Consider the following 24,824-nt stretch of genomic DNA (forward strand, 5'->3'; position numbering starts at 1 on the left):
CCCCTAGCCACAAGCAAGCGCGGTGCTACCGATTCAGTGGTCCATGGCCTGCAAGATTGCATGGGCCGCTTTCACCCGTTCGGCATTGGGGTAGTTCTTGTTCGCCAGGATCACCACACCGATGCCTCTGCTCGGCACATAAGCGACATAGGCGCCAAAGCCGCCGGTCGAGCCGGTCTTGTTTACCAGGGTATTGGCGCGCAGCGGCTGGGCGGGTGTCAGCCACTTGACCGGATGCGGCTCCATGGCCATCGGCGTCGAGTTACCTTCGACCAGGGCGTCGACGCTCAGCGGGTAAGGGTACATCTCCCATCCGAGCCCCTGGGTAGTGTTGCCCACGGTGTAATAACCCGTATGCGTAGCGGCAATCGCCTGTTGCAGCGGCTGCTCCAGCGACGTCGGGTGCATGTTCAGCGCCATGTAGCGAGCCAGGTCGGCGGGGCTGGTCTTCACCCCGTAGGCTTCGCTGTCCAGTGCACCGGGGCTGACGCGCACCGGCTTGCCGGCCTTGTCATAGCCCTGCGCATACAGGCCCATTTGCGCCTTGGGCACCGTGAGATAGGTGTGTTTGAGACCGAGCTTGGGCAGTAGGGTCTGTTCCATCGCCACGTCGAAGGGTTGCTGCAGGCTTTGCGCCGCCAGATAGCCGAACAGGCCCAGGCTGGGGTTGGAGTACTGGCGCTGGGTGCCGGGGGTGAAAGCAGCTTTCCAGTGCTGGAAGTAGCCGATCATCTGCTGGGCATTGTCCGCCTCGCTGGGGAACTGCAACGGCAACCCGCCTGCGGTGTAGGTGCCCAGTTGAAGCACGCTGATGTGCTCGAACAGGCTGCCGCGCAAGGCTGGCAAATAGTCGCTGGCGGGGGCAGAGAGCTTGAGCTTGCCGGTGGCCTGGGCATAACCGGCCAGGGTAGCGGCGAAGGTCTTGCTCACCGAGCCGATCTCGAACAGGGTGTTTTCGCTGATGGGCTGTTGGCTGTCCTTGGCGGCGATACCGTAGTTAAAGTATCGGGCCTTGCCGTCTTGCACGATGGCGACTGCCAGGCCGGGAATTGCCTGTTGCTGCATCAGGGGCTTGACGGTGGCGTCCACCACCTGGCGCAGATTGTCGGCGGCCATGCAGTTGCCGGCGCCGATCAATAGGCTGAGAATCGTGACGTTGCGCACGTGTTGGTACATGATGAGGTCGCTTCCATGAGGATGATCGGGGGTATCACAGCCTGCGCAGGCGTGGCCAAGATAGGCAGTTTCAGGGCCCTGGACAACCGATGATATCTCGCACCAGTCATTAGAAAAATTTGGGTTTAAACCATGTTGCGTTCCCATCTGCCCCTCAACGCACTGCGTGCGTTCGAAGCCTCCGCCAGGCATTTGAGCTTTACCCGGGCGGCCATCGAGCTGTGCGTGACCCAGGCGGCGGTCAGCCATCAGGTCAAGAGCCTGGAGGCACAGCTCAACGTCACGCTGTTCAAGCGCCTGCCCCGTGGCCTGATGCTGACCCGCGAAGGGGAGACGTTGTTACCGGTATTGCGCGAGTCCTTCGACCGTATCGCCCAGACCCTGGGCCAGTTCCAGGCCGGTCACTACCGCGAAGTGCTGACGGTGGGCGCAGTGGGCACGTTTGCGGTGGGCTGGCTGCTGCCGCGCCTGGCGGATTTCCAGGCGCGCTACCCGTTTATCGATCTGCGCCTGTCGACCCATAACAACCGCGTGGATGTGGCCGCCGAAGGCCTGGATTACGCGATCCGGTTTGGCGCCGGCGCATGGCACGGCACCCACGCCTGTGAGTTGCTGGCGGCGCCGTTGACGGTATTGTGTGTGCCAGCGATTGCCCGCCAGTTGCACGGCCCGGGCGATGTGCTCAAGCACACGTTGTTGCGCTCTTATCGGGCCGATGAATGGAGCCTCTGGTTCCAGGCCGCCGGGTTGCCCGCCGACACCCTGGTGCCGCGCAGTATCGTGTTCGACTCGTCCTTGGCGATGATGGAAGCGGCGTTGCAGGGCAATGGCGTGGCCCTGGCGCCGGCAATGATGTTCTCGCGGCAGTTGGCCCAGGATGTGATCCGCCAGCCGTTCGACGTGGGGATCACCACGGGTAGCTATTGGCTGACGCGCCTGCAGTCGCGGGCAGAAACCCCGGCCATGCTGGCGTTCCGGCAATGGCTGGAGGAGGTGACGGCGATTGAGATGGCTTGAGCGGCCTTGTTGTGGTTGTGGCGAGCGGGCTTACTGTGGCGAGCGGGCTTGCCCGCGCTGGGCTGCGAAGCAGCCCCAATAAGACCGCTGAGTTGTATCAGATAGACCGAGGGTGCAGGTTTTTGGGCTGCTTCGCAGCCCAGCGCGGGGCAAGCCCGCTCGCCACAACCACAACCGCAACCGCAACACCAACATTACTGATCAGGCAAGGTACTTGCGGAACCAGCCCAACGTGCGCTCCCACGCCAGGTTCGCTGCCGCTTCGTCGTAACGTGGGGTCGAGTCGTTGTGGAAGCCGTGGTTGGCGCCCTTGTAGATATACGCTTCATAGGTCGTGCCGGCGGCCTTCAAGGCGCTTTCATAGGCCGGCCAGCCTTCGTTGATTCGTGTGTCCAGCTCGCCAAAATGCAACATGATCGGCGCCTTGATCTTCGGCACGTCCTTGGCGTCGGGTTGGCGTCCGTAGAACGACACCGCCGCGCCCAGTTCCGGGTAGGCCACCGCCGCTGCATTGGTCACGCCACCGCCGTAGCAGAAGCCGGTGATTCCCACTTTTCCGGTGCTGGCGTCGTGGTGCATCAGCCATTCGATGGCGGCGAAGAAATCATTCATCAGCTTGGTCGGGTCGACGGTCTGTTGCAGTGCCACGCCTTTTTCGTCATTGCCGGGGTAACCGCCCACCGAGCTGAGGCCATCGGGGGCCAGGGCCATGAACCCGGCTTTGGCCAGGCGTCGGGCCACGTCTTCGATGTAGGGGTTGAGCCCGCGGTTTTCATGGACCACCACCACCGCCGGGCATTTGCCCTCGACCTTGGCCGGGCGTACCAGGTACCCACGCACTTGGCCGGTGCCCTTGGGCGAAGGGTAGGTGATGTAGTCGGCCACGATGTCCGGGTCGGTGAACTTCACCTGCTCGGCCAGGGCGTAGTTGGGGCTCAGGGACGCCAGCAACGCCGATGCGGTCAGCCCGCCAAAGGTGAACAGGGCTGCGCGGTCGAGAAACTCGCGGCGGTTGATCTTGCCGTGGGCGTAGCCGTCGTAGAGTTCCAGCAGTTCAGGGGCGAAGTCTTTGGCGGTCAGGCGAGGCATCGGCAGGCTCCTATAGCGGCGTGTGGCGTTGAATGTAGACCATTGTCAGGCTTGCCGGCCATGGGCGGTGTCCGCCAGGCGCCCGGTATCGACCCGCACGAAGATCGAATCGCCAATCGCCGTCAGCACACCATCGGCGTACACCTCGCACACCACGCGGCTTTTGCGCCCGACCTCACCCTCGACCCTGGCGCGTAAGGCCAGTGGCACACCCATTGGGGTCGGCTTGATAAATTTGATGCCCAGGTTGCCAGTCACGCAGTCGATGCGCGGCAACTCGCCCGGTTCGCGCTGTTCGGCACGGTAGTGATAGGCCATGGCGGTCCAGTTGGAATGGCAATCCACCAACATGGCGATCAGGCCACCGTAGACCAGGTCCGGCCAGCCGCAGTATTGGGCCTCGGGCAGGTGCTCGGCGACGATATGGATGCCGTCCTCAGCCCAACGGCTCTTGATGTGCAGCCCATGGGCATTGCGCGGTCCGCAGCCGTAACAGACGCCGTCCGGCGCGGTGGTGTCTTGCAGGGAAGGGGTGTGCATCGTCGATCCTTATTGTTCTTTGGCCAATCCCTGAGCCTAAAGGCGCACGCCCCTAACGTGCAAACTTCTTCGCCCCGGCCACGCAGGCAATCACCGCGACGGTCACGGCCAGCATGCCCAGGCTTACCTGTTCATGCAGCAGGCTGGCGGCCAGCGCCAGGCCGAAGAACGGTTGCAGCAACTGTAACTGGCCGACGGCGGCGATACCGCCCTGGGCCAGTCCGCGGTACCAGAACACGAAGCCGATCAACATGCTGAACAACGCGACGTAGCCCAGGCTGAACCAGGCCGGCAGGCTGATCCCGACGAAGGAGGAGGGCGCCAGGAGTAACGTCAGCGGCGCCACCACGGGTAGCGCCACCACCAGCGCCCAACAGATCACCTGCCAACCGCCGAGGGTGCGCGACAGCTTGCCTCCTTCGGCGTAACCCAGCCCGCAGGCCAGCACGGCCAACAGCATCAGCAGATCGGCGATGGGCGCGGCGTTCAAGCCCTGCGCCAGGGCATAACCCATGACCAGCAGGCTGCCGAGGATCGAAAACAACCAGAACACCGGCCGCGGCCGCTCGCCGCCGCGCAGTACGCCGAACACGGCAGTGGCCAGGGGCAGCAAGCCGATAAACACGATGGAATGGGCGGACGTCACAGACTGCAAGGCCAGCGCGGTCAGGAGCGGGAAACCGAGCACCACGCCGAGGGCGACAATCAGCAACGGTGCCCATTGCTCGCGCGTCGGCCGCCTGGCCTTGAGCAGCCACAGCAGGCACAGGCCCGCCATGGCGGCGAGAGTGGCCCTGGCCACGGTGAGAAACACCGGGTCGAACTCCAGCACCGCGACCCGCGTGGCCGGTAGCGAGCCGCTGAATATCAGCACGCCAAGCAAGCCATTGATCCAGCCGCTGCGGCTGTGTTGGGCAGTGATAATCCGGGAAGTCTGTTCCATGCAGGGCGTGCTCGATAAGTGAGGGTTGCGTGACCGGCATCCTAGGACTGAAGATTGGGGCAATCAAAAAATTGTCATGGATACATCGCCCATGCCCCGTGCCCGTTACAAAACCTTGGTGGACGCCTTTGCGCGGGATATCCGTGCTGGCACCCTGGTGCCCGGCACCCGCCTGCCGACCCACCGCCAATTGGCGGCCAGCCACGGCCTGGCGCTGGTCACGGCCAGCCGGGTGTACAGCGAACTGGAGGCCATGGGCCTGGTCAGCGGCGAGACCGGACGCGGTACGTTTGTACGTGAGATCGCCCTGGCGCCGGGCCAGGGCGTTGGGCAGGTTGCCGTGGCGGCGGGCATGGTTGACCTGAACTTCAATTATCCGTCCTTGCCGGGCCAGGCTGACCTGCTGCGCACTGCGTTCCGCCAGTTGGCGTTGTCGGGCGATCTGCAAGCGCTGTTGCGCTACCAGCCCCAAGCCGGGCGCTTGCACGAACGGGCGGCGATGGCGCGGCATCTGCTGCACCGCGGTTTAAGCGTCGCGGCCGAGCAGGTGTTGGTGGTCAGCGGCGCGCAGCATGGGTTGGCGGTCAGCATGATGGCCAAGCTCAAGCCGGGCGATGTGGTGGCGGTGGACGCACTGACCTATTCGGGGTTCAAGGTGCTGGCCGAGACGCTGCACCTGGAGACCGTCGCGATCCCGGTCACGCCCCGTGGTCCTGATCTTGCTGCGCTTGAACAGGTCTGTCGGCGGCGCCCCGTGCGGGCGCTGTATTGCATGCCGACATTGCACAATCCCCTGGGGTGGGTCCTGGACCTTCAAACGCGCCAGCAACTGGTGCGCATCGCCCGTGAGCATGGGCTGATTCTATTGGAGGACGCGGCCTACGCCTTCCTCGCCGAACACGCGCCGCCACCGCTGGCGCAGTTGGCGCCGGAGCGCACGCTGTACATCGGTGGCTTGTCCAAGAGCGTTGCCACGGGCCTGCGCGTCGGATTCGTGGCGGCGCCACTTGAGTGGGTGCCGGCCCTGGAGCGCACGATCATGGCCACCGTGTGGAATGCGCCTGGGGTGATGACGGCCATTGCGGCGGGCTGGATCGACGATGGCACGGTGCTGCAACTTGAGGCGCAAAAGCGCCAGGACGCAAAGGCCCGGCAGGCATTGGCGGCCCAGGTGCTGGCGGGGCTGGACTACATTGCCCATCCCGCGTCGTATTTTTTATGGTTGCCGCTGGGGGAAGACGCGCGGGCCGATCAGATCACCATGGCGCTGGCACGGGAGAATATTTCGGTGTCTGGCGCAGAGCCCTTTGCGGTGTCCGAGCATGTGCCCCATGCGATTCGCCTGGCGCTGGGGTCGGTGGACAAAAACGCGCTGCGTGCAGCGTTGCTGAGGGTGCGATGGGTGGTGGCGGGTTATTGAGATTGGCCGAGGGGCGTAAAGCCCGTTCGACCCTCGCTCGCCGTGGCGAGGGTCGAACGGTGCACGGTTCGGCCGTTAGGCATTGATCCAGGAGTGTTCAGCGCCAATCTTGACTTTGAACTGGTGGTACAGCGGCATGTAATGCTCCTTGGCCCTTAGCACCTGTAGGCCGAGCAGGTCGGGTGGGGTAATGCCTTTGCTTTGGTAGTAATTGCGAGCGTTGGCTTCGATGTTGACAATTGGCCCGGATGAGACGAGCTGCCCGTCGACGAGCTTTGATTCTTTGGTGATGCCATCAAAGCCCAGGTCGTACATGTCCGGTCGTTTCGATTTGAGGGTGTCATTGAACAGGTTGGGGCCCACCGTATCGAAAATCTTGCGCTCATAGGCAGCGAATTCCGGGGTGTATTGCACCTGACCATCGGCCCCTCTGGAAACCGTGGGCCGATTAGCGGCGAAATAGGCCTTGTTCTCGGCAAATCGTTTGTCCATATCGGCGATCACCTGGCTAATCACCGGGTTGCCAGGTTGCGTTGCAAAGTTGCTGGTGTTGTAGAACGGTTTGTAGTCCGTAAGGCTATGGGCAACAGGCCGATTAAGGAGGACGTCATTCGCTCCGGCATTCAATACGGTACTGCCGATGTTGGCTTGGATCACATCATCGGTATCGAGATAAATGCCGCCGTATTTGTTCATGATCGGATAGCGCGCGACATCCGAGGCCGCCGCCAGGTTTTTGCCTTGTCCTTGGCGAAAGTAGTTGTACATCTCACCATTTTTCAGTTGCTTGAACACCTCATCGTCATTGAGGTTCATCACGGTCAGGCCAGGGGCTTTGCGCTCCAGGTCAGCTTTTATTTTTTGAAAGATGGCGGGGGTGTCGGCATCCACGTGCAGGATGGATTTGTACCCCGGGGCCTTGGCTGCATTGTTGGCCATGTTTTTCACCAGGTTTGGTGGGATATCCTGCCCGGCCCAAAAATAGTGCAGCTGTTGGGGCAGGGGCTTTATATCTTTGGGGATGGAAACCGTTGTCGGCGCGGCAACATCTACAAACTTGAAGTGATGGGCGTCAGTCTGCTTGGCCTTTTTCAACTCACTGAACGGCCCCCGCTGCCATTTGCCTTTGCCACTTCTCCAGAAATACGTAGCGCTGTGCGCCTCAATGCCGGTCGAGACGTTGGTGGCTTTCCATGCACCGGCTGAACTGTCGAAGGTGACGCTATGGTCCACGCCCTTGTAGTTGAGCGAGTAGGGGGAAAGTGGATTATTGGTGACTTTGATGTCGTCTATCGGCACGACATAAGTGCTGTCTCCAAGCTTCCAGGGCGTGGGCGCATTTCCCGCACCGCCGAGCAGACGCTGGCTGCGTGAGGTGGGTTCCCATCCGCCGGCACCGAGGTCCCGCACGGGGATATCCGGGCCTGCGCCGCCCGCGTGACGGATCACGCGCTGGCCTTCGCTCAAACGCGACTCATACAACTGCCCATCGACTTTTACATATTCCTTGCGGCTGCGGCCCACATAGATATTGCTCTGTGGGCCCTTGAGCTGGAGCTCGTCTAGCGCGATATGTTTGGCTTCATAACCCAATAAGTCGGTGTTGAGCGATCGCACCTCGCCATTGGCGGCCACCTGATTGGCTTTGAAGTCTTTTAGCGGCGGGCCGAAGGCGCGTTTTTTCAGCGTGTCGTATTGATGCCAGTTGCCTTGGAACATCACCACCGGGCCCTCAACCGTTTCTTGCCCAACCTTGAACGTGCCGGTGGCCGCCAAACCATGCTCTTGGCTTGCCGCTTGGGTGCCATCCTGGCTGCCGATAGCACGCAGGCTGTTGGGGTCATTTGCCTTGGGGGTATCCACCGCAAATTTTTCCAGGGCTTTGCCGTAGGCCTGTTTTGTACGTGGGTCAAAGGCGTACCACTTGTGGGTCACCTCATCGAATTTAGCCAGGGTTCTGCTTTCAGCGGCGCCATTGAGCGCCTTGTAAGTGCCTTCGGCCAGGTCGGGTTTTTTGGCCAGTTCAAGCAGATTGATGCTGCGGTAAGAACCGCGCAGGGATTTAACTCCCTTGTGAGCGGTACGCCCCAGGCTCACCACGCCGCGGGCCAAGTCATCCACACCGCCCAATGGGTTGAGCGCGCCGATTGCCGCCCGGCCAAGGATCTTGCCGGTGTTGGCAACTTTTGAAAGGGTCGAGGCCCCGACAGCCAGCGCTTTCGCGCCTTTGGCCGCAGCCCCCAGGCCCACGGCGAAACCGAAGATATCAAAGGCCAGGTCGACAATGCCGTTACCGACTTTTCCGTCGATAAAGTTCTTTATCGCGGAGCGGAACGGGATCAGATTCAACGCCACTTCTTCAAGGATTTTGTACGCCGGTACTTCTGTCTGAAAGGTTGTTGCGCCTTTGGCGTAGGCCTCGACCGCCGGCAGTTCCATATCGGTGATTATCGCATCGGCAATGTACTGGGTCCTGGGACTACTGAAACTGTTGGGTGCGCTGTGTGCCGCTGGCTGTTCACCTGTTATTGCGGGCGAAGATTGCCCCATCGGTGTGACCGTATCAAAGCGTTTACCTTCCGGGGAGAGCACAACGCCGCTGCGGGGCTCGAACTCCTTGTAGGCCTGGTCTGGCCGTCGAGTCACCGTGCCTTTCAACCGGTCGATGGCGTAGGTCATGACCTTGCCATTGCGTTCGGTCTTGACCAGCAAAACACCTGGTTCCACACGAATCGGTTGATTGACGTGGTAGTAGCGTATTTCCTTGCGGATGGATATTTTGCCGAACTCCAGGTTCTCCCGATCTTCCAGCGGCAGTTTCGAGATAAGCAGCTTTATCTGCGCCGACGTAGTTTTTTTGACGGTGTGGGCGTAATCAGCAAATGTCTTTTTGAAGATTTCCAGAGGGCGCGGCAGGTCTTTGAGCTTGGGTAAAACCTTGTTGAAGTCGACTGCACTCGAGGATGAGACCCAGGCCGCCGGTCGGCCGTCACCGGGAATCTTGACTTGGTCAAGTGTCACAACCTTCACAACATCCCGGCCAAATTCGCCCCAGTTATCGGCCGAGACCGGCGCGCCAAGCAGTGCGCGGCCATCGATATACAGATCCAGTATCGAGTAGGGGCCGGGAAAGAACCTGCTGGATGGCTGCGAGTCGATGCATTTTTTTTCGAACAGTGCCGGGTCCATGTCCGGCAGCGCTTTCTTCAACTGCTCCAGGGCTATGGCCTTGGTCGTAGGCATCTCTGAGGGGGGCGATTCGGCGGCTTCGCGTAGCTCGCGAACCTGCGCATTGAAGGCCTCGCGCACGGCATCGACTTCGGCTTTGGTCACGGGGTAACGCATGCCGTTGGCGACTCCCCAGTCTTTGATCGCTTCGTTCTGCGCGGCATATTCAACCTGGCGCTCTTCATCGGTGATCGGCGCTGTCTCGGCTTCGAGCATGACTTGCGCGTAGGTCATGGTTGCCGTTGCCCCTGGCGCTTTTGCTTCAATGCGCGCGGTCGCTGTGACGAAGCTGACCCAGCTGTGGGTGCCCACCACCACCTGTTTGGGAATGTCCTTGACCAGGAAGGCGGGCGCCCGGTTGGCCAGTAACAAGTGCGCCTGGACCAGGGCCTTCTCCGGCGACGACGCTCGGTCGACGTCGAGCAGGTGGGCAGCCAATTCCTCGATGATGGTGGCGGGCGACTTGCCGGTATTGGCCGGCGAGATCAGTCGGTAACCCTGGATCTCGCTGGGCGGTTTACCCGTGCCGCTGTCCAGCTCCTCGTTCATCGCCGCCAGGGTCCAGTCGTTGGCAGTGCCTTTGATGCTGCGCGCCTCGAATGTGGATGCGATGGCGTTCCCCAGTTGCTGGCCCCTGGGCGAATTGATCAAGTTGGCAATCAACAGGCGTGGATTGCGCAGCTCTTCAGGGGTGATCGGTCGGTTGTTCAGCAGATAGTCGAGCACGCTCCTGAAGGGCGATAACGAGACATTGCCGAACTTGCCGGCGCTTATGTCCGTGCGCAGTTGTGCCTGGCTGTCTTCGTCAAGAGGGGCGGGCCAGGCCAGCGCACCGCCCAGGTTGCCATGGGGGGCAGCCTGGGGGGGCGGGGTGCCGAGGGCAGTTGCCAGGTTTTCCAGTTGTTGGTGGGTGGTGGGGATATCCCAGCCGTGATCCTGCAGCAATTGCAGCAGGCTGATCTCATTCCAGGTGCCGCGATTGGCGGGCTGATAGCTGCCGTCGAATGACAGGCTGACGGTCCTGTTCTTCAATTCGTCTTCGATTTGTCCGGCACTGTGGGCGCCGTCTTTTACGGTGGTCGCCAGGTGACGCAGTTGGTTGCTGGCCTGGCTGCGGTTGTAGACGTCGCCCAGGTAGGCCTTCTGGACCTGGAGCGCGTTGTCGCTGCGCGCTTGAATCAACGTGCCTGCGGTTGCCGGATCAAGTTGCTTGAACCCTTGAGCCCGGTCTATCTCTTCTGCACGCCGGCGCATGGACGGCCCGGTCAGGTTCTGCGGCTCATTGTAAAAATTGCCCACGAGCGAATAGGGAACCGGCTGGTCAACGTCGCTTAGCGGGGGGGTGAAGGTGGTATCGCCGTGGCCGGCATCAATCACCCGTGCGGCCTGCAGGATTGGCCCGCTGATCGCGGCCCAGTGCCTGTCGTCTTGCCCAAGGGTGTGACGCTTTTGTTCGGGATCAAGATGACGTCGGCGCGTGAAAGAAATTTCGCCGGTATTCAGATTGAGGGTGATGGAGTCCGGGCTGATGCCTTTTTCGTCCATCCACTGACGCACGTCGGGGGATTTGAAGGTGTCTCGCAAGTGCGCCCACCACTGGCCGAAGGTGGAGTCTGGCGCAATGGTGTTGATCGTGACATTTTTCTCGCGATTGGCGGCCAGGATCAGCGCCGAGTGGTACTCCATGGCCAATGCGCGATCACCTTCAGCGCGCGCACTTTGGGGCGATTGCGCCGGCGGTGGGGCATCACGCTTGGGTCGAGCGAGCGTCAGCGCCTGGGCAGGATTGGCTAAGGCGAGCGGGTTGGAGTGTGCGGGGAGGCGATTGGAAACAGTGGTCATAAGGTCTGCTGCCTGAAGGTACGAGAAGGGGCTACGGCGGTTGTGGTCTCAACCGTGTGTAGCGATTTCCCGCAGGTTGATTCCCTCGCTCGGCCAACAGACCATTTGCCTTATGTTTCATGGGATTGTTCTGAAGCAAAAAAAAACCTGGTTTTCAACCGCTGCAATCGAGCGTTGAAAACCAGGGATCTACGCGACACCTAAACCCTGCGTGTAGCTCAGAAGCTCCAGCGCGTGGTGAGCATCACGTTGCGCGGGTCACCGTAATAAGCGGTGTTATAGAAGCCGATGTTGGTGTAGTACTTCTTGTCGAAGGCGTTGTTCAGGTTCAGGGTCGCCGATAGATTCTCGGTCACCTGATAACGCGCCATCACGTCCACCAGCCAGTAGGCTTCCTGGGCAAACTCTTCATTTTTGCTTTTGTAGCGGTTGTACAGCTCTTGCCAGCTGCGACTCTGCCAGCGCGCACCACCACCTACGGTCAGGCGGTCCAGGGGGCCCTTGAGTTTGTACGTGGTGTAGAAACTGAGCTGGTCCTGCGGCTCCCAGGTCGAGACTTTCTTGCCGCTTTCGTCGCGGATGATCTTGTGGGTGTAACCGGCCTGGGCCTGCCAGCCGGGCGCCAGTTCCCCGGACATTTCTGCTTCAAAACCCTTGGTCTTGGCTTCGATGCCCTTGGAGGCATAACCCACGGACGGGTTGGTCGGCGCGGCGTTGTATTCGGCGTCGGGTTCTGCACGGTTGCTCTGGTGTACTTCAAAATAGGCCAGGCTGGTATTGAGTCGGCCGTTGAAGAATTCACCCTTGATACCGCCCTCGTAGTTCTTGCCTTCGGAGGGCTCCAGCAGCTTGTTGTTACGGTCGCGGTTGTAGCTTTCCGGCATGAAGATGTCGGTGTAGCTGGCGTAGGCGGTGAAGTTTTCGTTCAGGTCATAGGTCACCCCGGCGTAGGGCACCAACCGCCCGGTTTCCGTGGAGTCGTCGGTGCCGCGCAGTTTGTAGTTGGCGACGCGGCCGCCAAGGAACAGGTTCAGCGGGTCGGCCAGGCTGAAGCGCGAGGTCATGTAGCCCGCGCTTTGGCGGGTGGTCAGGTCGTTGATGTAGGTGGGCGCGCCCCAGTCAGGTTCGGCAAAATTGCCATCGAAGTTCCAGAAGTCCACCACTTTGCCATTGGCGTGTGTGGGGCTGCCGTAGTCCTTGCCTTTCCAGTGGGAGTTGGAGGCCGAGGCGCCCACGACCAGTTCATGCTCACGGCCCAGCAGGCTGAACGGGCCGCTGAGGTATACATCGGCGGAATTGGCGCGGGTCAGGCCGGTGAATTTGTTGGCATACACCGTCGACAGGCCAGTGTCGGGGCTCGGCGCACTCTGGATCGAACCCAGGGGCGCGTCGTAGCCGCTGAGTTGGTGGGTCACTTGCGCCTTGGCTACCCAGCCGTTGGCGAAGCTGCGCTCCAGGGTGGCGAAGGCACCCCGGTTGTACTGTTCCCAGCGGCTCCACTTGGCGCCGTTGTTGTACGAGCGCTTGACGTCGATGCGGTCGCCGTTGGTGTTGAACAACGGTCGGCTGCCGGACCAGCCCGAGCTTTGCGGATCGTTGTTCTGATAGTCAAAGCCCACGGTCAGCAAGGTGTCGTCGTCGAGGTCCGCTTCCAGCGAGCCGAAGTAGACGCTGGTCTTGCGCTGGTAGCGTTCCATGAACGAATGCTTGTCCTGATAGGCCGCCACGGCGCGCCCACGGATATTGCCGCTGTCGGTGAGTGGGCCGCTGACGTCGACTTGGGAGCGGTAGTTGTCCCAGCTGCCGGCACCCAGTTCGATACTGGCCTTGAAGTCGCGGGTGGGCTTTTTGCGGATCAGGTTGAGGGTCGCGCCCGGCGCCCCGGCACCGGTCAGCAGGCCGGTGGCGCCCTTGAGAATCTCCACGCGGTCGTAGATCGCCATGTCGGTCAGGGTCTGCCCCGACGAGTAGGCCGAGTTGCGCAGGGTGGGGATGCCGTCGTACTGGAAGTTTTCGATGGAAAACCCACGGGCAAAATAGTTGGTGCGCTCGCTGTCATAGGTCGACACGGTGATGCCGGGGGTGTGGCGCATCACATCGTCAATGGCGTTGAGGCCGAAGTCGTCCATGTGCTGGCGGGTGATCACGGTGATCGACTGTGGGGTCTCCTTGGGCGTCAGGACCATGCGCGTGGCGGTGGCGATGGTGCCCGGGGTGTAGGACCCGGTGCCCTCGGTGACGGTGCCCAATTGGTTGGAGGTGATCTCGGTGGCAGCCAGTGCCAGGGTGCCATTGGCTTGGGGCAGTGCCTGCAACTGGTAGCCATCGGCACTGGCCTGCGCGGCGAAGCCGGTGCCTTCCAGGACCTTGGCAAAGCCATCCTCCACGTTGTAGCTGCCGCGCACGCCAGCACTGTTCACGCCAGCCACCTGTTGCGACTGGAACGCAATCGGTGCGCCGGCAGCCTGGGCGTAACGGCTCAGGACTTCGCTGAGGGGGCCAGGGGCTATATCGAAGGCCTGGACCTGTTGCTGCGCGTAGGCAAAGGCCGGCAGTGCCAGCGGCAGGCAGCCAAGCAGCAAGCGGCTGGCCAGCAGCAGGCTGCCACGGGTGGAGGGGTTGGAAGACATGTAATCGGTGCTCCTTTGGATGTTGGCCAAGGAAAGGACGCGGCAAAACCGAAAACACGCAGACTTTATTGAGAATTGTTCGCGCTGTTTTTCAACGACACGCGAGTGACCCATGGGGTGTAGCTGCTGACCTCGATCGGCAGCGTGCGCTGGAGCAGGCGCAAGGCGCGCGCCGGGTCGTCGAACGGCAGCATTACCGTGACCCGCAGGCCTTGCAGGGCCTGGCGATCGAACAACAACAGGCCGCTGCGATGGCGGCCCAGGCGCTCCAGCACATCCGCCAGGGGCTCGTCGTTGGCCAGCAACTGATGGGTGTTCCAGGCCGCTTCGTGGGCGCGGGCATCGAATTTTTCTACGTTGCCCGGGCCTTGTGCATCGAGTCGTACGCGCTGGCCGGGGTTGAGGGTCAATTGCTGGGTGGCGCTGTCGATGCGCGTAGACGATTCGAGCATCCTGACCACCGTTGCCTCGCCACTGCGTTCGACGATAAAGCGCGTGCCCAGGGCGCGAATGCTGCCTTGCGGGGTATCGACATAAAACGGGCGCTGGGCATCCTTGGCCACGTCCACCAGTAATTCACCGTGCAGCAGGCGCACCCGGCGTTGGTTGGCGTCAAAGTCCAGGTCCACCGCCGAACCACCATCCAGTTGCAGGGTGCTGCCATCGGCCAGGCGTTGTTGCTGCCATTGGCCGCTGGCGGTGCTGAGGTCGGCGAACAGATAGCCGCGCTGGCTGTACTGATAGGCCGGCAGGGCGAGCAGGCCGATCAACAGGCTCAGGGCCAGGCCCTTGATCGCTTTCGGTTGGCGTGCCCGGCGCAATGCTGCACGGGCCGGAGCCTGCTTGAGGGGCGACAGGTGGCCTTGCAGGCGCGCGATAGCCAGTGGATGTTGTGGGTCGGCGGCGAGCCAGGCATGGAAGGCCTGCTGGCTGGCGGCGTCGGCCTGATGGTCGAGGCGTACCAGCCATTGGGCAGCCTCGCGCAGGATGGCCGCATTCACGGCTGGGCGCACGCGTCGCAGGCCAGCAGGGCGTGCACCAGGTCCTGTTGCACGGTGCGTAACGAAACCCCCAGACGTTCGGCGATCTGGGCCTGATCCAGGCCATCGAGGTGGCGCAGGATAAAGGTCTCGCGGATCCGCGGCTTCATGCGCGCCAGGGCCCGGTCAATCGTTTCGAGCACTTGCACTGCCTGCAGGATCTGCTCGGGCGAGGGCGCCTGCTCAAGGTACTGGGCGCAGCGTTCCAGTTCGTCCTGGTAGGCCCGCTCCAGGCGGCGCCGGCGATTGCGGTCCATCAACAGACGGCGGGCCACGGTGGCGAGGTAGGCCTGCGGCTCGCGGGGCGCCACGTAGGGCCCGGCCGACAGCAGGCGGATAAAGGTGTCGTGCGCCACATCGGCGGCGTGATGGGAGCAATCCACGCGGCGGCGCAGCCAGCTCAACAGCCAGCCGTGGTAGCCGCGGTACAGGGCTTCAAGCGTCGCGGCTTCGGCGGGCTGGGCTGGTTTCATGCGAAAAATTCGTAAGTGGGAATTAATCTTATTCTAGTTGTTTCTGGCGGAGAGCTGCAATGGGCGAGGCAAGCTTGGTCTCAGGAACGGTCCTTTCGACGTCTTTATAGAGGTAGCCAAAAAACTTCTGGAGGCGGCATTGGTTAATACCTCGGATTCTATGTGGTTAGTGGTTGTAAATCGGTCAATATTATTTGGATTGAATGACTGAACAGTCGCAATGGCTGGCGATATTGAATCAATGAACGCTCGAAAACCCCTTTACGCCAGCTCTGTAAACTGCAATCTAGGCAGGTTTGGTGTGAAAAAGTAGCAATGCTTGATGTTGGCGGGTAGTTGGGTAGCACTTTTTTGGCGTATTGACCGAATCCACAGTAACGTCGTTTTGACCGAGCCGGGGTTATGCGCAACGAATCGGTCAGTTTTTCCTCGTTGCGTTTAAAGCGCCGGCATCAATAAACACTCGGTGTTTGCCTGGGAGGTTGGGCGCGACCGACGACGCAGCCGCTGGGCTGTGAATGAACCGCCTTGGCCAATCGGTCATTCCAACCTGGGTTCAGTCAGTGGCATATGCCCTGCACCTATCCCGGGCACATCCTGCGCTCACTTCACCATAGGCTTGATCATGACCAAACCCTTCCCGAATCAGAGTGGTATCTATGACGTCATCGTTGTTGGCGGTGGCGTTGTGGGATGCGCGATGGTCCGGCGCTTTACCCTGGAAGGGGCGCGGGTGCTGTTGCTGGAAAAAAGCCCGGACATTCTGTCTGGAGCGAGCAAAGGCAATAGCGCGATTTTGCACACCGGCTTCGATGCGCCAACCGGCAGCCTGGAGCTGCAATGCATGAAGGACGGCTACCAGGAATACCTGCAGATCCACCAGAAGATGTCGCTGCCGCTGCTCAAGACCGGCGCGATGGTGGTGGCCTGGAACGAGGAGGACCTGGGCAAGCTGCAAGGCATCGTCGAGCAGGCGCACGCCAATGGGATTGCCGATGTCCGCCTGATCGGCCGCGAGCGGGTGCGCGCCCTGGAGCCGAACCTGGCACACAATGCGCTGGGGGCGGTCGAGGTGCCCGGTGAGTTTCTGATCGACCCGTGGTCGGCGCCCCTGGGGTATCTGCTCCAGGCGATGATCCATGGGGCACAGGTGCGCTTCAATACCGAGGTCAATGGCGGTTATTTCGACGGCGAACTCTGGGCCCTGGAGACCACCAACGGGTTTATCCGCGGGCGCACGATCATCAACTGCGCCGGGTTGTTTGGCGATGTGCTCGAGCAACAGTTGCTGGGCGCATCGAGCTTTTCCATTCACCCGCGCAAAGGTCAGTTCGTGGTGTTCGACAAGGCCGCCGCGCGCTATCTGGGCAACATCATCCTGCCGGTGCCCAATGAACGCACCAAAGGCATCGTGTTGACCCGTACGGTCTACGGCAATCTGCTGGTGGGGCCGACCGCCGAAGAACAGGAAGACCGCGTGCACGCCGGCCTCGACGGCGATGTGCTGCGCCAATTGGTGGACGCCGCCGTCGAGCGGATTCCGGCGCTCGACGGCATGCCGGTCACCGCCACTTATGCCGCGCTGCGCCCGGCCACGGAAAAGAAGGAGTACCGGGTGCAGCGGGTCGAAGGCAAGAACTGGATCAGCGTCGGCGGCATCCGCTCCACCGGCCTGACCGCGGCGCTGGGCATTGCCCGGCACGTGTTCAGCCTTTATCAACGCGAGCACACACCGGTCCCTGCGCAAATCCTGCAATGGCCGACATTGCCCAACCTTGCCGAACATTTGCCGCGCGATTACCAGCGCCCGGGCTACGGCGAAATCGTCTGCCACTGTGAAATGGTGACGCTGCGGGAAATCGAGAATGCCTTGGCCAGTGCGCTGCCGCCCGGTGACCTGGGTGGTTTGAAGCGCCGCACGCGGGCCTGTATGGGGCGCTGCCAGGGCTTTTATTGTGGCGCGCGAGTGGCGCAGTTGAGCGCTGGCCATCTGGCCGTTCCCCTTGCAACAGGTGTTTGTCATGCAGCCCATTGAAGTCGAAAACATTGATGTCGCGATTATCGGTGGCGGCCCGTCGGGGCTGTCGGCGGCGATCACTCTGCGCAAGCTGGGCGTCGACAAGGTCGTGGTGCTGGAGCGTGAGCCCGAGGCGGGTGGTATCCCGCGCCATTGTGGGCATCCGCCTTTTGGCCTGCGTGAATACGGCAGGCTCTACACGGGGCCGGCCTATGCGCGCAAAAACGTCGCGCAGGCGTTGAAGGCGGGGGTGCAGATCCGCGTCAAGCACTCGGTGACGCAGATGGGCGAGGGCGGGCGCCTGGAACTGGTCAGCCCGGAGGGCGCCAGGGTTATCCAGGCACGCCGGGTGTTGATCGCCACCGGGGCCCGGGAAACGCCGCGCTCGGCGCGCCTGCTGGGCGGCGACCGCCCGCTGGGGGTCATCAATACCGGCGCGTTCCAGTCCTATCTGTACCTGGAGCACCTCAAGCCCTTTGAGCGCCCGTTAATTGTCGGTACCGAGTTGGTCAGCCTGTCGGCGGTCATGAGCTGCCGACGTGCCGGGATCCAGCCGGTGGCGATGATCGAGGCCAATCAGCGGGCCACGGCGCGCTGGCCGTTGTCGCTGTTTCCGCGGTTGTGCGGGGTGCCGATGCATTTCGGCGCGCAACTGCTGCAGATCCATGGCACCGGGCGCGTGGAGGGTGCGACCGTGCGCCTGGCTGACGGCCAGACCACCACCTTTGACTGTGACGGCGTGCTGCTCACCGGCCAGTTCACCCCCGAATCCAGCCTGGTGCGCTTGAGCGAGCTGCGGCTTGACCCGAAAAGCGGTGGCCCGCACATCGATCAATACGGGCGCTGCAGTGATCCGGCCTACTTTGCCGCGGGTAATCTGCTGCGTCCTGTCGAGACGGCAGGCTGGTCGTTTCGCGAAGGCCATAAGATCGCTACGATGATCGCCCGCGACCTGCAGGGGCACTTGCCGGCTGGTGCGCCGAGCGTCGAGATCGCCTGCCAGGGCGACTTGAAACTCTGCGTGCCGCAACGCCTGAGCCCGTCTGCCGTGGCGGGTATGCAGCACCTGCAACTGCGGGTCAGCCGTGAGGTGAAAGGGCGCCTGGTGGTACGGGCCGATGGCACGCAAATCTGGTCGCGTGCCGGCAGCTGGTTGCCGGAACGGCGGATCCTGATCCCCATCGCCGGCCTGAGCCTGCCCCAGGGCGTACAGCAACTCGAAGTCGACTTTGTCGGCCACTAACAAGACCTGCCGAGGAGTCTTTAACATGCGGATTGCCGCGCTCGATCAAGGCACCACCAGCACCCGTGTGCTGGTGGTGAGTGACAATGGGTCTGCTGATATCCAGCTCTCGTTGCGCCATCAGCAACACCATCCCCACCCCGGTTGGGTGGAGCATGACCCACTGGAGTTGCTCAATAACCTGCAGCGTTGCCTGGAGGCCACCGGCCAGGTGGATGCCATCGGTATTGCCAACCAGGGTGAAAGTTGCCTGGCGTGGGATGCCAAGACCGGCGAGCCGTTATCCCCGGTGATCGTCTGGCAGGACAATCGCACCTCGGCCGAGATCGCCCAGTTGCGCGGCGACGGGGGCGAAGCCCTGACCCTGGAGCGTGCAGGGTTACCGTTGGATCCGTACTTTTCGGCGAGCAAGCTGGCCTGGATCGTACGCAACCTGCCGGCCGCGCAAAGCGCCTTGAAAGCCGGGCGGCTGCGCCTGGGCACCACCGATGCGTACTTTCTCGATCGCCTGACCGGGGTCTTTGCCACCGACGTCACGACCGCCTCGCGCACTTCGCTGATGAACCTTTCGACCGGGCAGTGGGACAGCCAACTCTGCGAGCTGTTTGGCGTGCCCATGGAAACGTTGCCGCAGATCCGCGACACCGTCGGCCACTTTGGCGAGATCGGCGCCACCCCGGTCACCGCCTCGATTGTCGACCAGCAAGCCTCACTGTATGGCCATGGTTGCCGCAACGAGGGCGACGCCAAGATCACCTACGGTACGGGGGCGTTCGCCCTGACCTTGACGGGCGAGCAGATCATCCGAGCGCCGGACAAGGGCCTGCTGGCAACCATCGCCTGGCAGATCGACGGCAAACCCACGTATGCCATGGACGGTGGTGTCTACGATGCCAGCGCCGCCGTGGAGTGGGCCGGGCGGCTTGGCTTGTTCAGCGATTTTTCAGAGCTGGCGGCCTTCGACGAGCCGCCGGCCATTGGTCGCCAACTCGCGTTTGTGCCGGCGTTGTCCGGGCTCGCTTGCCCCCACTGGGACCGCAGCGCGGCGGCCCTGTGGGTGGGCATGAATGGCAGCACCACGCGCCAGGATATGTGCCAGGCCGTGCTGGAAGGCGTGGCGTTACGCAGTGTTGAAGTGATCACGGCCATGGACGGTTTTCTCAGCGTCACCGATCACCTGTCCATCGATGGCGGCCTGGCGCGCAGTCCATATTTTGCGCAGTTCCTTGCTGATGCCTTGCAGCGTTGCATCGTCACCCAGCGCTTCGATGAGCTGACGGCGTTCGGCTGCGCAGCGCTGGCAGCCAAAGGCCTTGGCGTGGCCCTCAAGCCACCGCGTAATACCAGCACCAGCTTTCACCCGAAAGTCAGTGCCGCGCAAGCCCAGCAGTGGCGTGCCACGTTCAGCGATGCGGTGACCCGTTGCCGCGACTGGCGCTGACGGCTTACCACTCCGGCCGGCTCAGGGCAGGGGCCTCCAGGACTTCCACCTGGGCCTCGGCCAGGGCCTTGGCCAGTTCACCCAAGGGTTTGCGGTCGATGATCAGGCGGTCGATCCGTTCCAGGGGGAATACCTGGAACAACGCGCGCTTGCCCATCTTCGAGGAATCGGCAATCACCGTGAGGTAGCGCGTGCGGGCGATCATGGCGCGGGTGATTTCCGCTTCTTCGATGGAGAAGTCAAAGGCCCCGTCGGTGTTCAAGGCGCCAATGGTGACCACCGCATGCTCTGCGTTGAAGCGCGCGATCTGCTCCATGGCCAGGGCGCCGATATTCTGTTCCGATTCGGGGCGGTATTCGCCACCGATCATGAATACGCGATTACCACTGGCGCCAATGGCGGAGGCGATCAACAAGGAGTTGGTAATGACCGTGATGCGGTTGAGCTTTGCCAGTTCACGGGCAAAGAACAGGGTGGTGGTACCGGTATCGATCAGCAGGCTGTCGCCCGGCGCATAGAGCCCGGCGGCAAACCGCGCCACCGCACGTTTCTCCTGGGAAAATTCATTCATCCGGGTCTGGAAGGCGTTCTCATGTTCGCCGCTGGGTGGCAGCGAGGCACCACCATGGAACTTGGTGACCTGGCCATCGTCGGCCAGGGCCGTGAGGTCGCGGCGAATGGTCTCTTGCGAAGTGCTGAGCGTGCGCGCCAACTCATCGACTGAAATGCGTTCACGCTGGCGTAGCAGCTCAAGGATATGTTGGCGTCTTTCATTGGGGCGCATGGGGATGATCCTCTTGATGCTACATGAGTGCGCCAGCGGTGCGCAGCGCTGTTACCGAGGCACTCAAATGATGCCGCAGCAGCCTGTGTTGGGGCGCTTGAGCGCCAGCGCGGATTGCGTGAACTTGGTATTGGCGTTTGCCGTTCACGGGCTTAGAGTCCGCTGCCTTGAAAGGTATGACCAGAGATTACGCAATAGAATTGACCGATTCCAGTGTGTTTAACCCGCAAAACCACAAGAAACACACGATTGGCATGGGAAGTGGTTAGTTATAGGGTGTGAAAGCGCCACAAATGGGGCTGTAAAACGCGTTTGGCCAATGGAGCGACCGAACTGGGGCGTACTCCTACAAAAACAATTGATTCAGTACAGATGGAGCGAAAACAATGGCGGAATTCGGCAACTACGTTATTTACCTGATCATGATCGGCGCGGTGGTGGGCGCGTTTGCGTCCGTGATCAAGCCCGACAGTGGCCTGGGCAAGGAGTTTGTCAACGGCATCCACTCCATCGGCCCGGTGTTCCTGGCGCAGGCGGGCATCATGGTGGCGATCCCGTACCTGTCCAAGTTCATCGAGGTGGCCCTGGGGCCGTACTTTGGTGCGATGGGTTCCGACGTGTCCATTGCGGCACTGTCGATCATCGCCGTGGACATGGGTGGCTACCAGCTTGCCGATGCCCTGGCGGCGAACCGCGACATGTGGATCACCGCCATGATCGTCGGCTACACCTCCGGTGCGACCATCGTCTACCTGATCCCGGTCGGCCTGATGATGCTCGAGCGCAAGGACCACAAGTACCTGGCGCTGGGGGCCATGGCCGGGCTGATCAGCATCCCGTTTGCGGTGCTTGCGTCGCTGATGATGATCACGGCCTTCAACCTGCCGGTGCGTGACATCGTCTCCACCACCTCGCCGGCCCTGCATTACCTGAGCCTGGGTTTTGTCGACTGCGTGCGCTTGCTCGCGCCCTTGTTTGTGTTCTGTTTCCTGCTGGCTGCCGGCCTGCGGTATCGGGCGTCGTGGATGGTGGCCGGGTTTTTGGTGTTCGGTAAGTTGATGGACGCGTTTATCAAGATCGTCCTGGCGCTGGCCATCGTCGAGCACTTCACTGGCTTCTTCATGAAAAACTTCGGCGTATGGGGTTTCGACCCGATGTTCGCCGACGAGAAGGAATTGTTCCGCGCCATCGAGATTGCCGGCTATATCGGCATCATGCTCGCCGGTACTTTCCCCATCTGCTACCTGTTCAATCGCTACTGCAAGAAACCCATGCAAGTGCTGGGCAAGCACATCGGGCTGTCGGCCGATGGCGCGGCGGCGTTTGTCATGGTGTTTGCCAATATCATCGCGGTGTATCACCTGTTCAAAAAGATGAATGCCCGGGACAAGGTCCTGTGCGTGGCCCTGGGTGTCTGCGCGCAAGCGACCATTGGTGATCACCTGGCCTTTACCGCCAACTTCCAGCCGACGCTGATCATGCCGATCCTGCTGGCCAAGCTGTTTGGTGGCCTGCTCGCCGTGGCAATCGCGATCAAGATCTCTGTGCCCGCCGCCCAGCGCTACGAAGCCCAGGAACGCGAGCGCGAAGAGGCCGACGCAGCGGGTGTGCCAGTCGCCCAGCCGGTATGACGCCAACCGTTTAATCACCGCAAGGGTGCGAGCCCTTGCCTTGCCCTGAGGTAACAATGAGAAAGATTTTTCTGGCCTGCCCCTACAGCCATGCCGATGCGTCGGTCACCCATGAGCGCTTTATCCAGTGCAACAAGGTGGCGGCTTCGATCATCGAGTCGGGCCACGGGGTGTTTAGCCAGGTGTCGATGTCACACCCGATCAACCTGGCGTTTGAAGGCAAGGACAGCGCCACCATCGGCAAGCTGTGGGCACCGGTGGATGCGCTGTTCATGGACATGATGCAAGAGCTGATCATCCTCGACCTGCCGGGCTGGGACCTGAGCTCGGGGATCAAGCGCGAAATCGAGTTCTTCAAGAATCGTGGGCAGAAGGTCAGCCTGTGGTCGGACGTTTCTAACGAGTTCATCTGACAACGCGCCGCCCTTGTGGGAGCGGGCTTGCCCGCGATAGCAGTGTGTCAGTCAAGTATTTCTAACCTGACCCACCGCTATCGCGGGCAAGCCCGCTCCCACATTGGTTTGTGTGTGCTCTTCAAGTCACGCCCGCCCCGTTGTATGGTTTTGCCAAACCCTGCCAACGAGGATCCCACCATGTACAAGGACTATCCCGCCGCCTACCAAGTCAGCAAGGGTGCAGCCTTGCAGGTCGACAAGGCGTTTTACGACCGTGTGCGCGAGTGCGGGGCAGGGCGCACCCTGGTCGAGCAGTTCGACGTGCCGATCCGCACCGGTCGCGCGTGGAAGGTACCGGCCGGCCATGTGTTCCGCGTGACCACCCCGGTCGGGCCGCAGGTCGGCGATTTCAATGTGTGGAATGCCAATGACCCGCGCGAGCGCATGTGGGCTGCGCGCACCCGCCAGCTGCAAGGCGCCCATGTCAGCACCTACGACCGCCTGTGGTCGAACCTGCCGTTCCTGCGGCCGATGGTCACCATCACCGATGACAGCCTGGCCGGCTACGGCATCGACGAGCACGGCGGGCGCCTGCACGATCTGCTGGGCACGCGTTGCGATCCCTACGTGAACAAGATGCTCACCGGCGAAGACTTCCACCATCATTGCCATTCCAACCTGACCCGCGCCGTGTTGCCCCATGGCCTGACCGAGTTTGATGTGCACGACGTGTTGAATATCTTCCAGTGCACCGGCCTGAATCACGACGACATGTACTTCATGAAGGCATGCCCGGCCAAACAAGGCGATTACCTGGAGTTCTTTGCCGAGATTGACTTGTTGTGTGCGCTGTCCACCTGCCCGGGCGGTGACCTGTCGCTGCCGATGTGGGGCCCGGATGCCCAGGACCCGCTGACGGTGTGCCGGCCGCTGGGGGTGGAAGTCTACCGGCTCGACGACGGGTTGCTGGAGGGTTGGAAGTCGCCTGAGCGCGCCGCGTACAACGGCAATCACGGCTTGTTGATTCCCAAGGCCGCGTGGGAAAAATAATCGAGTGGGGAAGGAGCGCGATATTGCTTCAGGTGGGAGCGGGCTTGCTCGCGAATGCGGTGTGTCATTCAACACATCCAGCGACTGATTCACCGCTTTCGCGGGCAAGCCCGCTCCCACAGGGTGGGTTTAGAAAATCTAAAGCAGTGGTTAAGAACGTATCGTTTCCACGCCCGTTTTTACCTCCTTAGTATGGCGCTCAAGCAATTTCGCCTGAGGTAAACCGGCCATGCACAGCCCTGATCTGGTGCTCTACACCGACAGCTCGCCCAATGGTTTCAAGATCACCATCGCCCTCGAAGAAATGGGCCTGGCCTACACCCTGCGTCATGTCCAGATCGATCACGACGAGCATCGTCATCCGGATTTTCTGGCGCTCAATCCCCATGGGCGTATTCCGGTACTGGTTGACCGCGGCGCGGGCATCACCCTGTTTGAGTCCGCCGCGATCCTGCTGTACCTGGCGCAAAAGAGCGGGCAACTGTTGCCCCCGGCCGGCCCGGCGCATTGGGCGGCGATTACCTGGTTGATGTTCCACAGTTCAAGCGTGGGGCCGTTGTTGGGCCAGCGCGTGCATTTCGAATTGTTCGATGAGAGCGCCAACGCCACGGCAATCCAGCGTTATCGGCAACTGACCGAAGCGGCCTTTGCCACCCTTGACCAACAATTGGCCGCCAACCCCTGGTTGGCAGGGCAGGCCTATTCCATCGCAGATATCGCGACCTTTGGCTGGATGCACATTGCCCGGGTGATTGCCTTCGATTTCAGTCAATACCGGCACCTGAGCGCGTGGTATGAGCGGGTCAACCTGCGCCCGGCCGTGCAACGCGGTATCCGCCTGCCTGCCCCTGCCACCGGCCCCTGA

At 61.7% G+C, this 24,824-nt stretch carries 18 protein-coding genes; 9 read left to right on the forward strand and 9 right to left on the reverse strand.

What is annotated here, in order from left to right:
• Window positions 1–33: 33 nt before the first annotated feature.
• Entirely contained in the window at window positions 34–1,176 is a 1,143-nt protein-coding gene (ampC, locus tag C5F71_RS24840; RefSeq protein ID WP_104912209.1) for a class C beta-lactamase, read from the reverse strand.
• A 132-nt stretch (window positions 1,177–1,308) separates the two neighbouring features.
• On the opposite strand from ampC, the gene C5F71_RS24845 reads away from it, so the two are divergent.
• Window positions 1,309–2,193, forward strand: a complete 885-nt coding sequence (locus tag C5F71_RS24845; RefSeq protein WP_029294524.1) for a LysR family transcriptional regulator — start codon at window positions 1,309–1,311, stop codon at window positions 2,191–2,193.
• Window positions 2,194–2,394: 201 nt separating this feature from the next.
• Here C5F71_RS24845 and yghX read toward each other — a convergent pair whose 3' ends face one another.
• From yghX to C5F71_RS24860, 3 genes are read right to left on the reverse strand one after another with little or no spacing between them, the layout of a single operon-like run.
• Window positions 2,395–3,282, reverse strand: coding sequence for a YghX family hydrolase (gene yghX / locus C5F71_RS24850; protein ID WP_029294526.1), 888 nt, complete (start codon window positions 3,280–3,282; stop codon window positions 2,395–2,397).
• 45 nt (window positions 3,283–3,327) lie between these two features.
• Window positions 3,328–3,822, reverse strand: coding sequence for a PaaI family thioesterase (locus tag C5F71_RS24855; RefSeq protein ID WP_029294528.1), 495 nt, complete (start codon window positions 3,820–3,822; stop codon window positions 3,328–3,330).
• A gap of 52 nt (window positions 3,823–3,874) precedes the next feature.
• Window positions 3,875–4,765: a DMT family transporter gene (locus C5F71_RS24860; RefSeq protein ID WP_092236252.1), complete on the reverse strand. Its 891-nt coding sequence runs from the start codon at window positions 4,763–4,765 to the stop codon at window positions 3,875–3,877.
• A 91-nt stretch (window positions 4,766–4,856) separates the two neighbouring features.
• Between C5F71_RS24860 and C5F71_RS24865 the strand changes: the two genes are divergently transcribed.
• Entirely contained in the window at window positions 4,857–6,185 is a 1,329-nt protein-coding gene (locus C5F71_RS24865; protein ID WP_104912210.1) for a PLP-dependent aminotransferase family protein, read from the forward strand.
• A 75-nt stretch (window positions 6,186–6,260) separates the two neighbouring features.
• On the opposite strand, the gene C5F71_RS24870 is transcribed toward C5F71_RS24865, so the two are convergent.
• The 4 genes from C5F71_RS24870 to C5F71_RS24885 all read right to left on the reverse strand — a co-directional run bounded on the left by C5F71_RS24870 (window position 6,261) and on the right by C5F71_RS24885 (window position 15,398).
• The gene (locus C5F71_RS24870; RefSeq protein WP_104912211.1) at window positions 6,261–11,255 is read right to left on the reverse strand and encodes a glycosyltransferase family 32 protein; all 4,995 of its coding nucleotides are present in this window, start codon (window positions 11,253–11,255) and stop codon (window positions 6,261–6,263) included.
• A 218-nt stretch (window positions 11,256–11,473) separates the two neighbouring features.
• A complete protein-coding gene (locus C5F71_RS24875) occupies window positions 11,474–13,885 on the reverse strand; it encodes a TonB-dependent siderophore receptor (RefSeq protein ID WP_104912212.1) in 2,412 nt (803 codons plus the stop codon).
• Between the two features lie 65 nt (window positions 13,886–13,950).
• Complete coding sequence (locus tag C5F71_RS24880) at window positions 13,951–14,898, reverse strand: FecR domain-containing protein (RefSeq protein WP_235861037.1); 948 nt, start codon at window positions 14,896–14,898, stop codon at window positions 13,951–13,953.
• A complete protein-coding gene (locus C5F71_RS24885) occupies window positions 14,883–15,398 on the reverse strand; it encodes a sigma-70 family RNA polymerase sigma factor (protein WP_092236264.1) in 516 nt (171 codons plus the stop codon). The genes C5F71_RS24880 and C5F71_RS24885 overlap by 16 nt, the downstream gene beginning before the upstream one ends.
• A 625-nt stretch (window positions 15,399–16,023) precedes the next feature.
• Between C5F71_RS24885 and C5F71_RS24890 the strand changes: the two genes are divergently transcribed.
• The 3 genes from C5F71_RS24890 to C5F71_RS24900 are packed head-to-tail and all read left to right on the forward strand — an operon-like array spanning window position 16,024 to window position 20,099.
• On the forward strand, window positions 16,024–17,433 hold the full coding sequence (locus C5F71_RS24890) for an NAD(P)/FAD-dependent oxidoreductase (protein WP_104912213.1): 1,410 nt from the start codon (window positions 16,024–16,026) through the stop codon (window positions 17,431–17,433).
• Window positions 17,420–18,658, forward strand: coding sequence for an NAD(P)/FAD-dependent oxidoreductase (locus C5F71_RS24895; RefSeq protein ID WP_104912214.1), 1,239 nt, complete (start codon window positions 17,420–17,422; stop codon window positions 18,656–18,658). The genes C5F71_RS24890 and C5F71_RS24895 overlap by 14 nt, the downstream gene beginning before the upstream one ends.
• Before the next feature lie 25 nt (window positions 18,659–18,683).
• Window positions 18,684–20,099 carry an FGGY family carbohydrate kinase gene (locus tag C5F71_RS24900; protein WP_104912215.1) on the forward strand — a complete coding sequence of 472 codons (1,416 nt, stop codon included), beginning with the start codon at window positions 18,684–18,686 and terminating at the stop codon, window positions 20,097–20,099.
• A 4-nt stretch (window positions 20,100–20,103) separates the two neighbouring features.
• On the opposite strand, the gene C5F71_RS24905 is transcribed toward C5F71_RS24900, so the two are convergent.
• Complete coding sequence (locus C5F71_RS24905) at window positions 20,104–20,883, reverse strand: DeoR/GlpR family DNA-binding transcription regulator (protein WP_070996320.1); 780 nt, start codon at window positions 20,881–20,883, stop codon at window positions 20,104–20,106.
• A 386-nt stretch (window positions 20,884–21,269) separates the two neighbouring features.
• Between C5F71_RS24905 and eutH the strand changes: the two genes are divergently transcribed.
• The 4 genes from eutH to C5F71_RS24935 all read left to right on the forward strand — a co-directional run bounded on the left by eutH (window position 21,270) and on the right by C5F71_RS24935 (window position 24,824).
• Window positions 21,270–22,514, forward strand: a complete 1,245-nt coding sequence (gene eutH, locus C5F71_RS24915; protein ID WP_029294550.1) for an ethanolamine utilization protein EutH — start codon at window positions 21,270–21,272, stop codon at window positions 22,512–22,514.
• Between the two features lie 56 nt (window positions 22,515–22,570).
• A complete protein-coding gene (locus tag C5F71_RS24920; protein ID WP_104912217.1) occupies window positions 22,571–22,927 on the forward strand; it encodes a DUF1937 family protein in 357 nt (118 codons plus the stop codon).
• A 180-nt stretch (window positions 22,928–23,107) separates the two neighbouring features.
• The gene (locus tag C5F71_RS24925) at window positions 23,108–23,959 is read left to right on the forward strand and encodes a DUF1989 domain-containing protein (RefSeq protein ID WP_070996318.1); all 852 of its coding nucleotides are present in this window, start codon (window positions 23,108–23,110) and stop codon (window positions 23,957–23,959) included.
• A gap of 229 nt (window positions 23,960–24,188) precedes the next feature.
• Window positions 24,189–24,824, forward strand: a complete 636-nt coding sequence (locus C5F71_RS24935) for a glutathione S-transferase family protein (protein ID WP_104912218.1) — start codon at window positions 24,189–24,191, stop codon at window positions 24,822–24,824.

This window comes from Pseudomonas sp. LG1D9 (genome assembly GCF_002949995.1).
GTDB classification, from domain to species: Bacteria; Pseudomonadota; Gammaproteobacteria; order Pseudomonadales; family Pseudomonadaceae; genus Aquipseudomonas; species Aquipseudomonas proteolytica.

What these genes read in the sequence shown, in the direction of transcription:
- C5F71_RS24845 (WP_029294524.1), top strand. Translation starts at nt 1,309, where the DNA reads ATGTTGCGTTCCCATCTGCCCCTCAACGCACTGCGTGCGTTCGAAGCC.
- C5F71_RS24870 (WP_104912211.1), bottom strand. Translation starts at nt 11,255, where the DNA reads ATGACCACTGTTTCCAATCGCCTCCCCGCACACTCCAACCCGCTCGCC.
- C5F71_RS24865 (WP_104912210.1), top strand. Translation starts at nt 4,857, where the DNA reads ATGCCCCGTGCCCGTTACAAAACCTTGGTGGACGCCTTTGCGCGGGAT.
- C5F71_RS24885 (WP_092236264.1), bottom strand. Translation starts at nt 15,398, where the DNA reads ATGAAACCAGCCCAGCCCGCCGAAGCCGCGACGCTTGAAGCCCTGTAC.
- C5F71_RS24890 (WP_104912213.1), top strand. Translation starts at nt 16,024, where the DNA reads ATGACCAAACCCTTCCCGAATCAGAGTGGTATCTATGACGTCATCGTT.
- C5F71_RS24875 (WP_104912212.1), bottom strand. Translation starts at nt 13,885, where the DNA reads ATGTCTTCCAACCCCTCCACCCGTGGCAGCCTGCTGCTGGCCAGCCGC.
- C5F71_RS24905 (WP_070996320.1), bottom strand. Translation starts at nt 20,883, where the DNA reads ATGCGCCCCAATGAAAGACGCCAACATATCCTTGAGCTGCTACGCCAG.
- ampC (WP_104912209.1), bottom strand. Translation starts at nt 1,176, where the DNA reads ATGTACCAACACGTGCGCAACGTCACGATTCTCAGCCTATTGATCGGC.
- C5F71_RS24895 (WP_104912214.1), top strand. Translation starts at nt 17,420, where the DNA reads ATGCAGCCCATTGAAGTCGAAAACATTGATGTCGCGATTATCGGTGGC.
- yghX (WP_029294526.1), bottom strand. Translation starts at nt 3,282, where the DNA reads ATGCCTCGCCTGACCGCCAAAGACTTCGCCCCTGAACTGCTGGAACTC.
- C5F71_RS24900 (WP_104912215.1), top strand. Translation starts at nt 18,684, where the DNA reads ATGCGGATTGCCGCGCTCGATCAAGGCACCACCAGCACCCGTGTGCTG.
- eutH (WP_029294550.1), top strand. Translation starts at nt 21,270, where the DNA reads ATGGCGGAATTCGGCAACTACGTTATTTACCTGATCATGATCGGCGCG.
- C5F71_RS24855 (WP_029294528.1), bottom strand. Translation starts at nt 3,822, where the DNA reads ATGCACACCCCTTCCCTGCAAGACACCACCGCGCCGGACGGCGTCTGT.
- C5F71_RS24935 (WP_104912218.1), top strand. Translation starts at nt 24,189, where the DNA reads ATGCACAGCCCTGATCTGGTGCTCTACACCGACAGCTCGCCCAATGGT.
- C5F71_RS24920 (WP_104912217.1), top strand. Translation starts at nt 22,571, where the DNA reads ATGAGAAAGATTTTTCTGGCCTGCCCCTACAGCCATGCCGATGCGTCG.
- C5F71_RS24925 (WP_070996318.1), top strand. Translation starts at nt 23,108, where the DNA reads ATGTACAAGGACTATCCCGCCGCCTACCAAGTCAGCAAGGGTGCAGCC.
- C5F71_RS24860 (WP_092236252.1), bottom strand. Translation starts at nt 4,765, where the DNA reads ATGGAACAGACTTCCCGGATTATCACTGCCCAACACAGCCGCAGCGGC.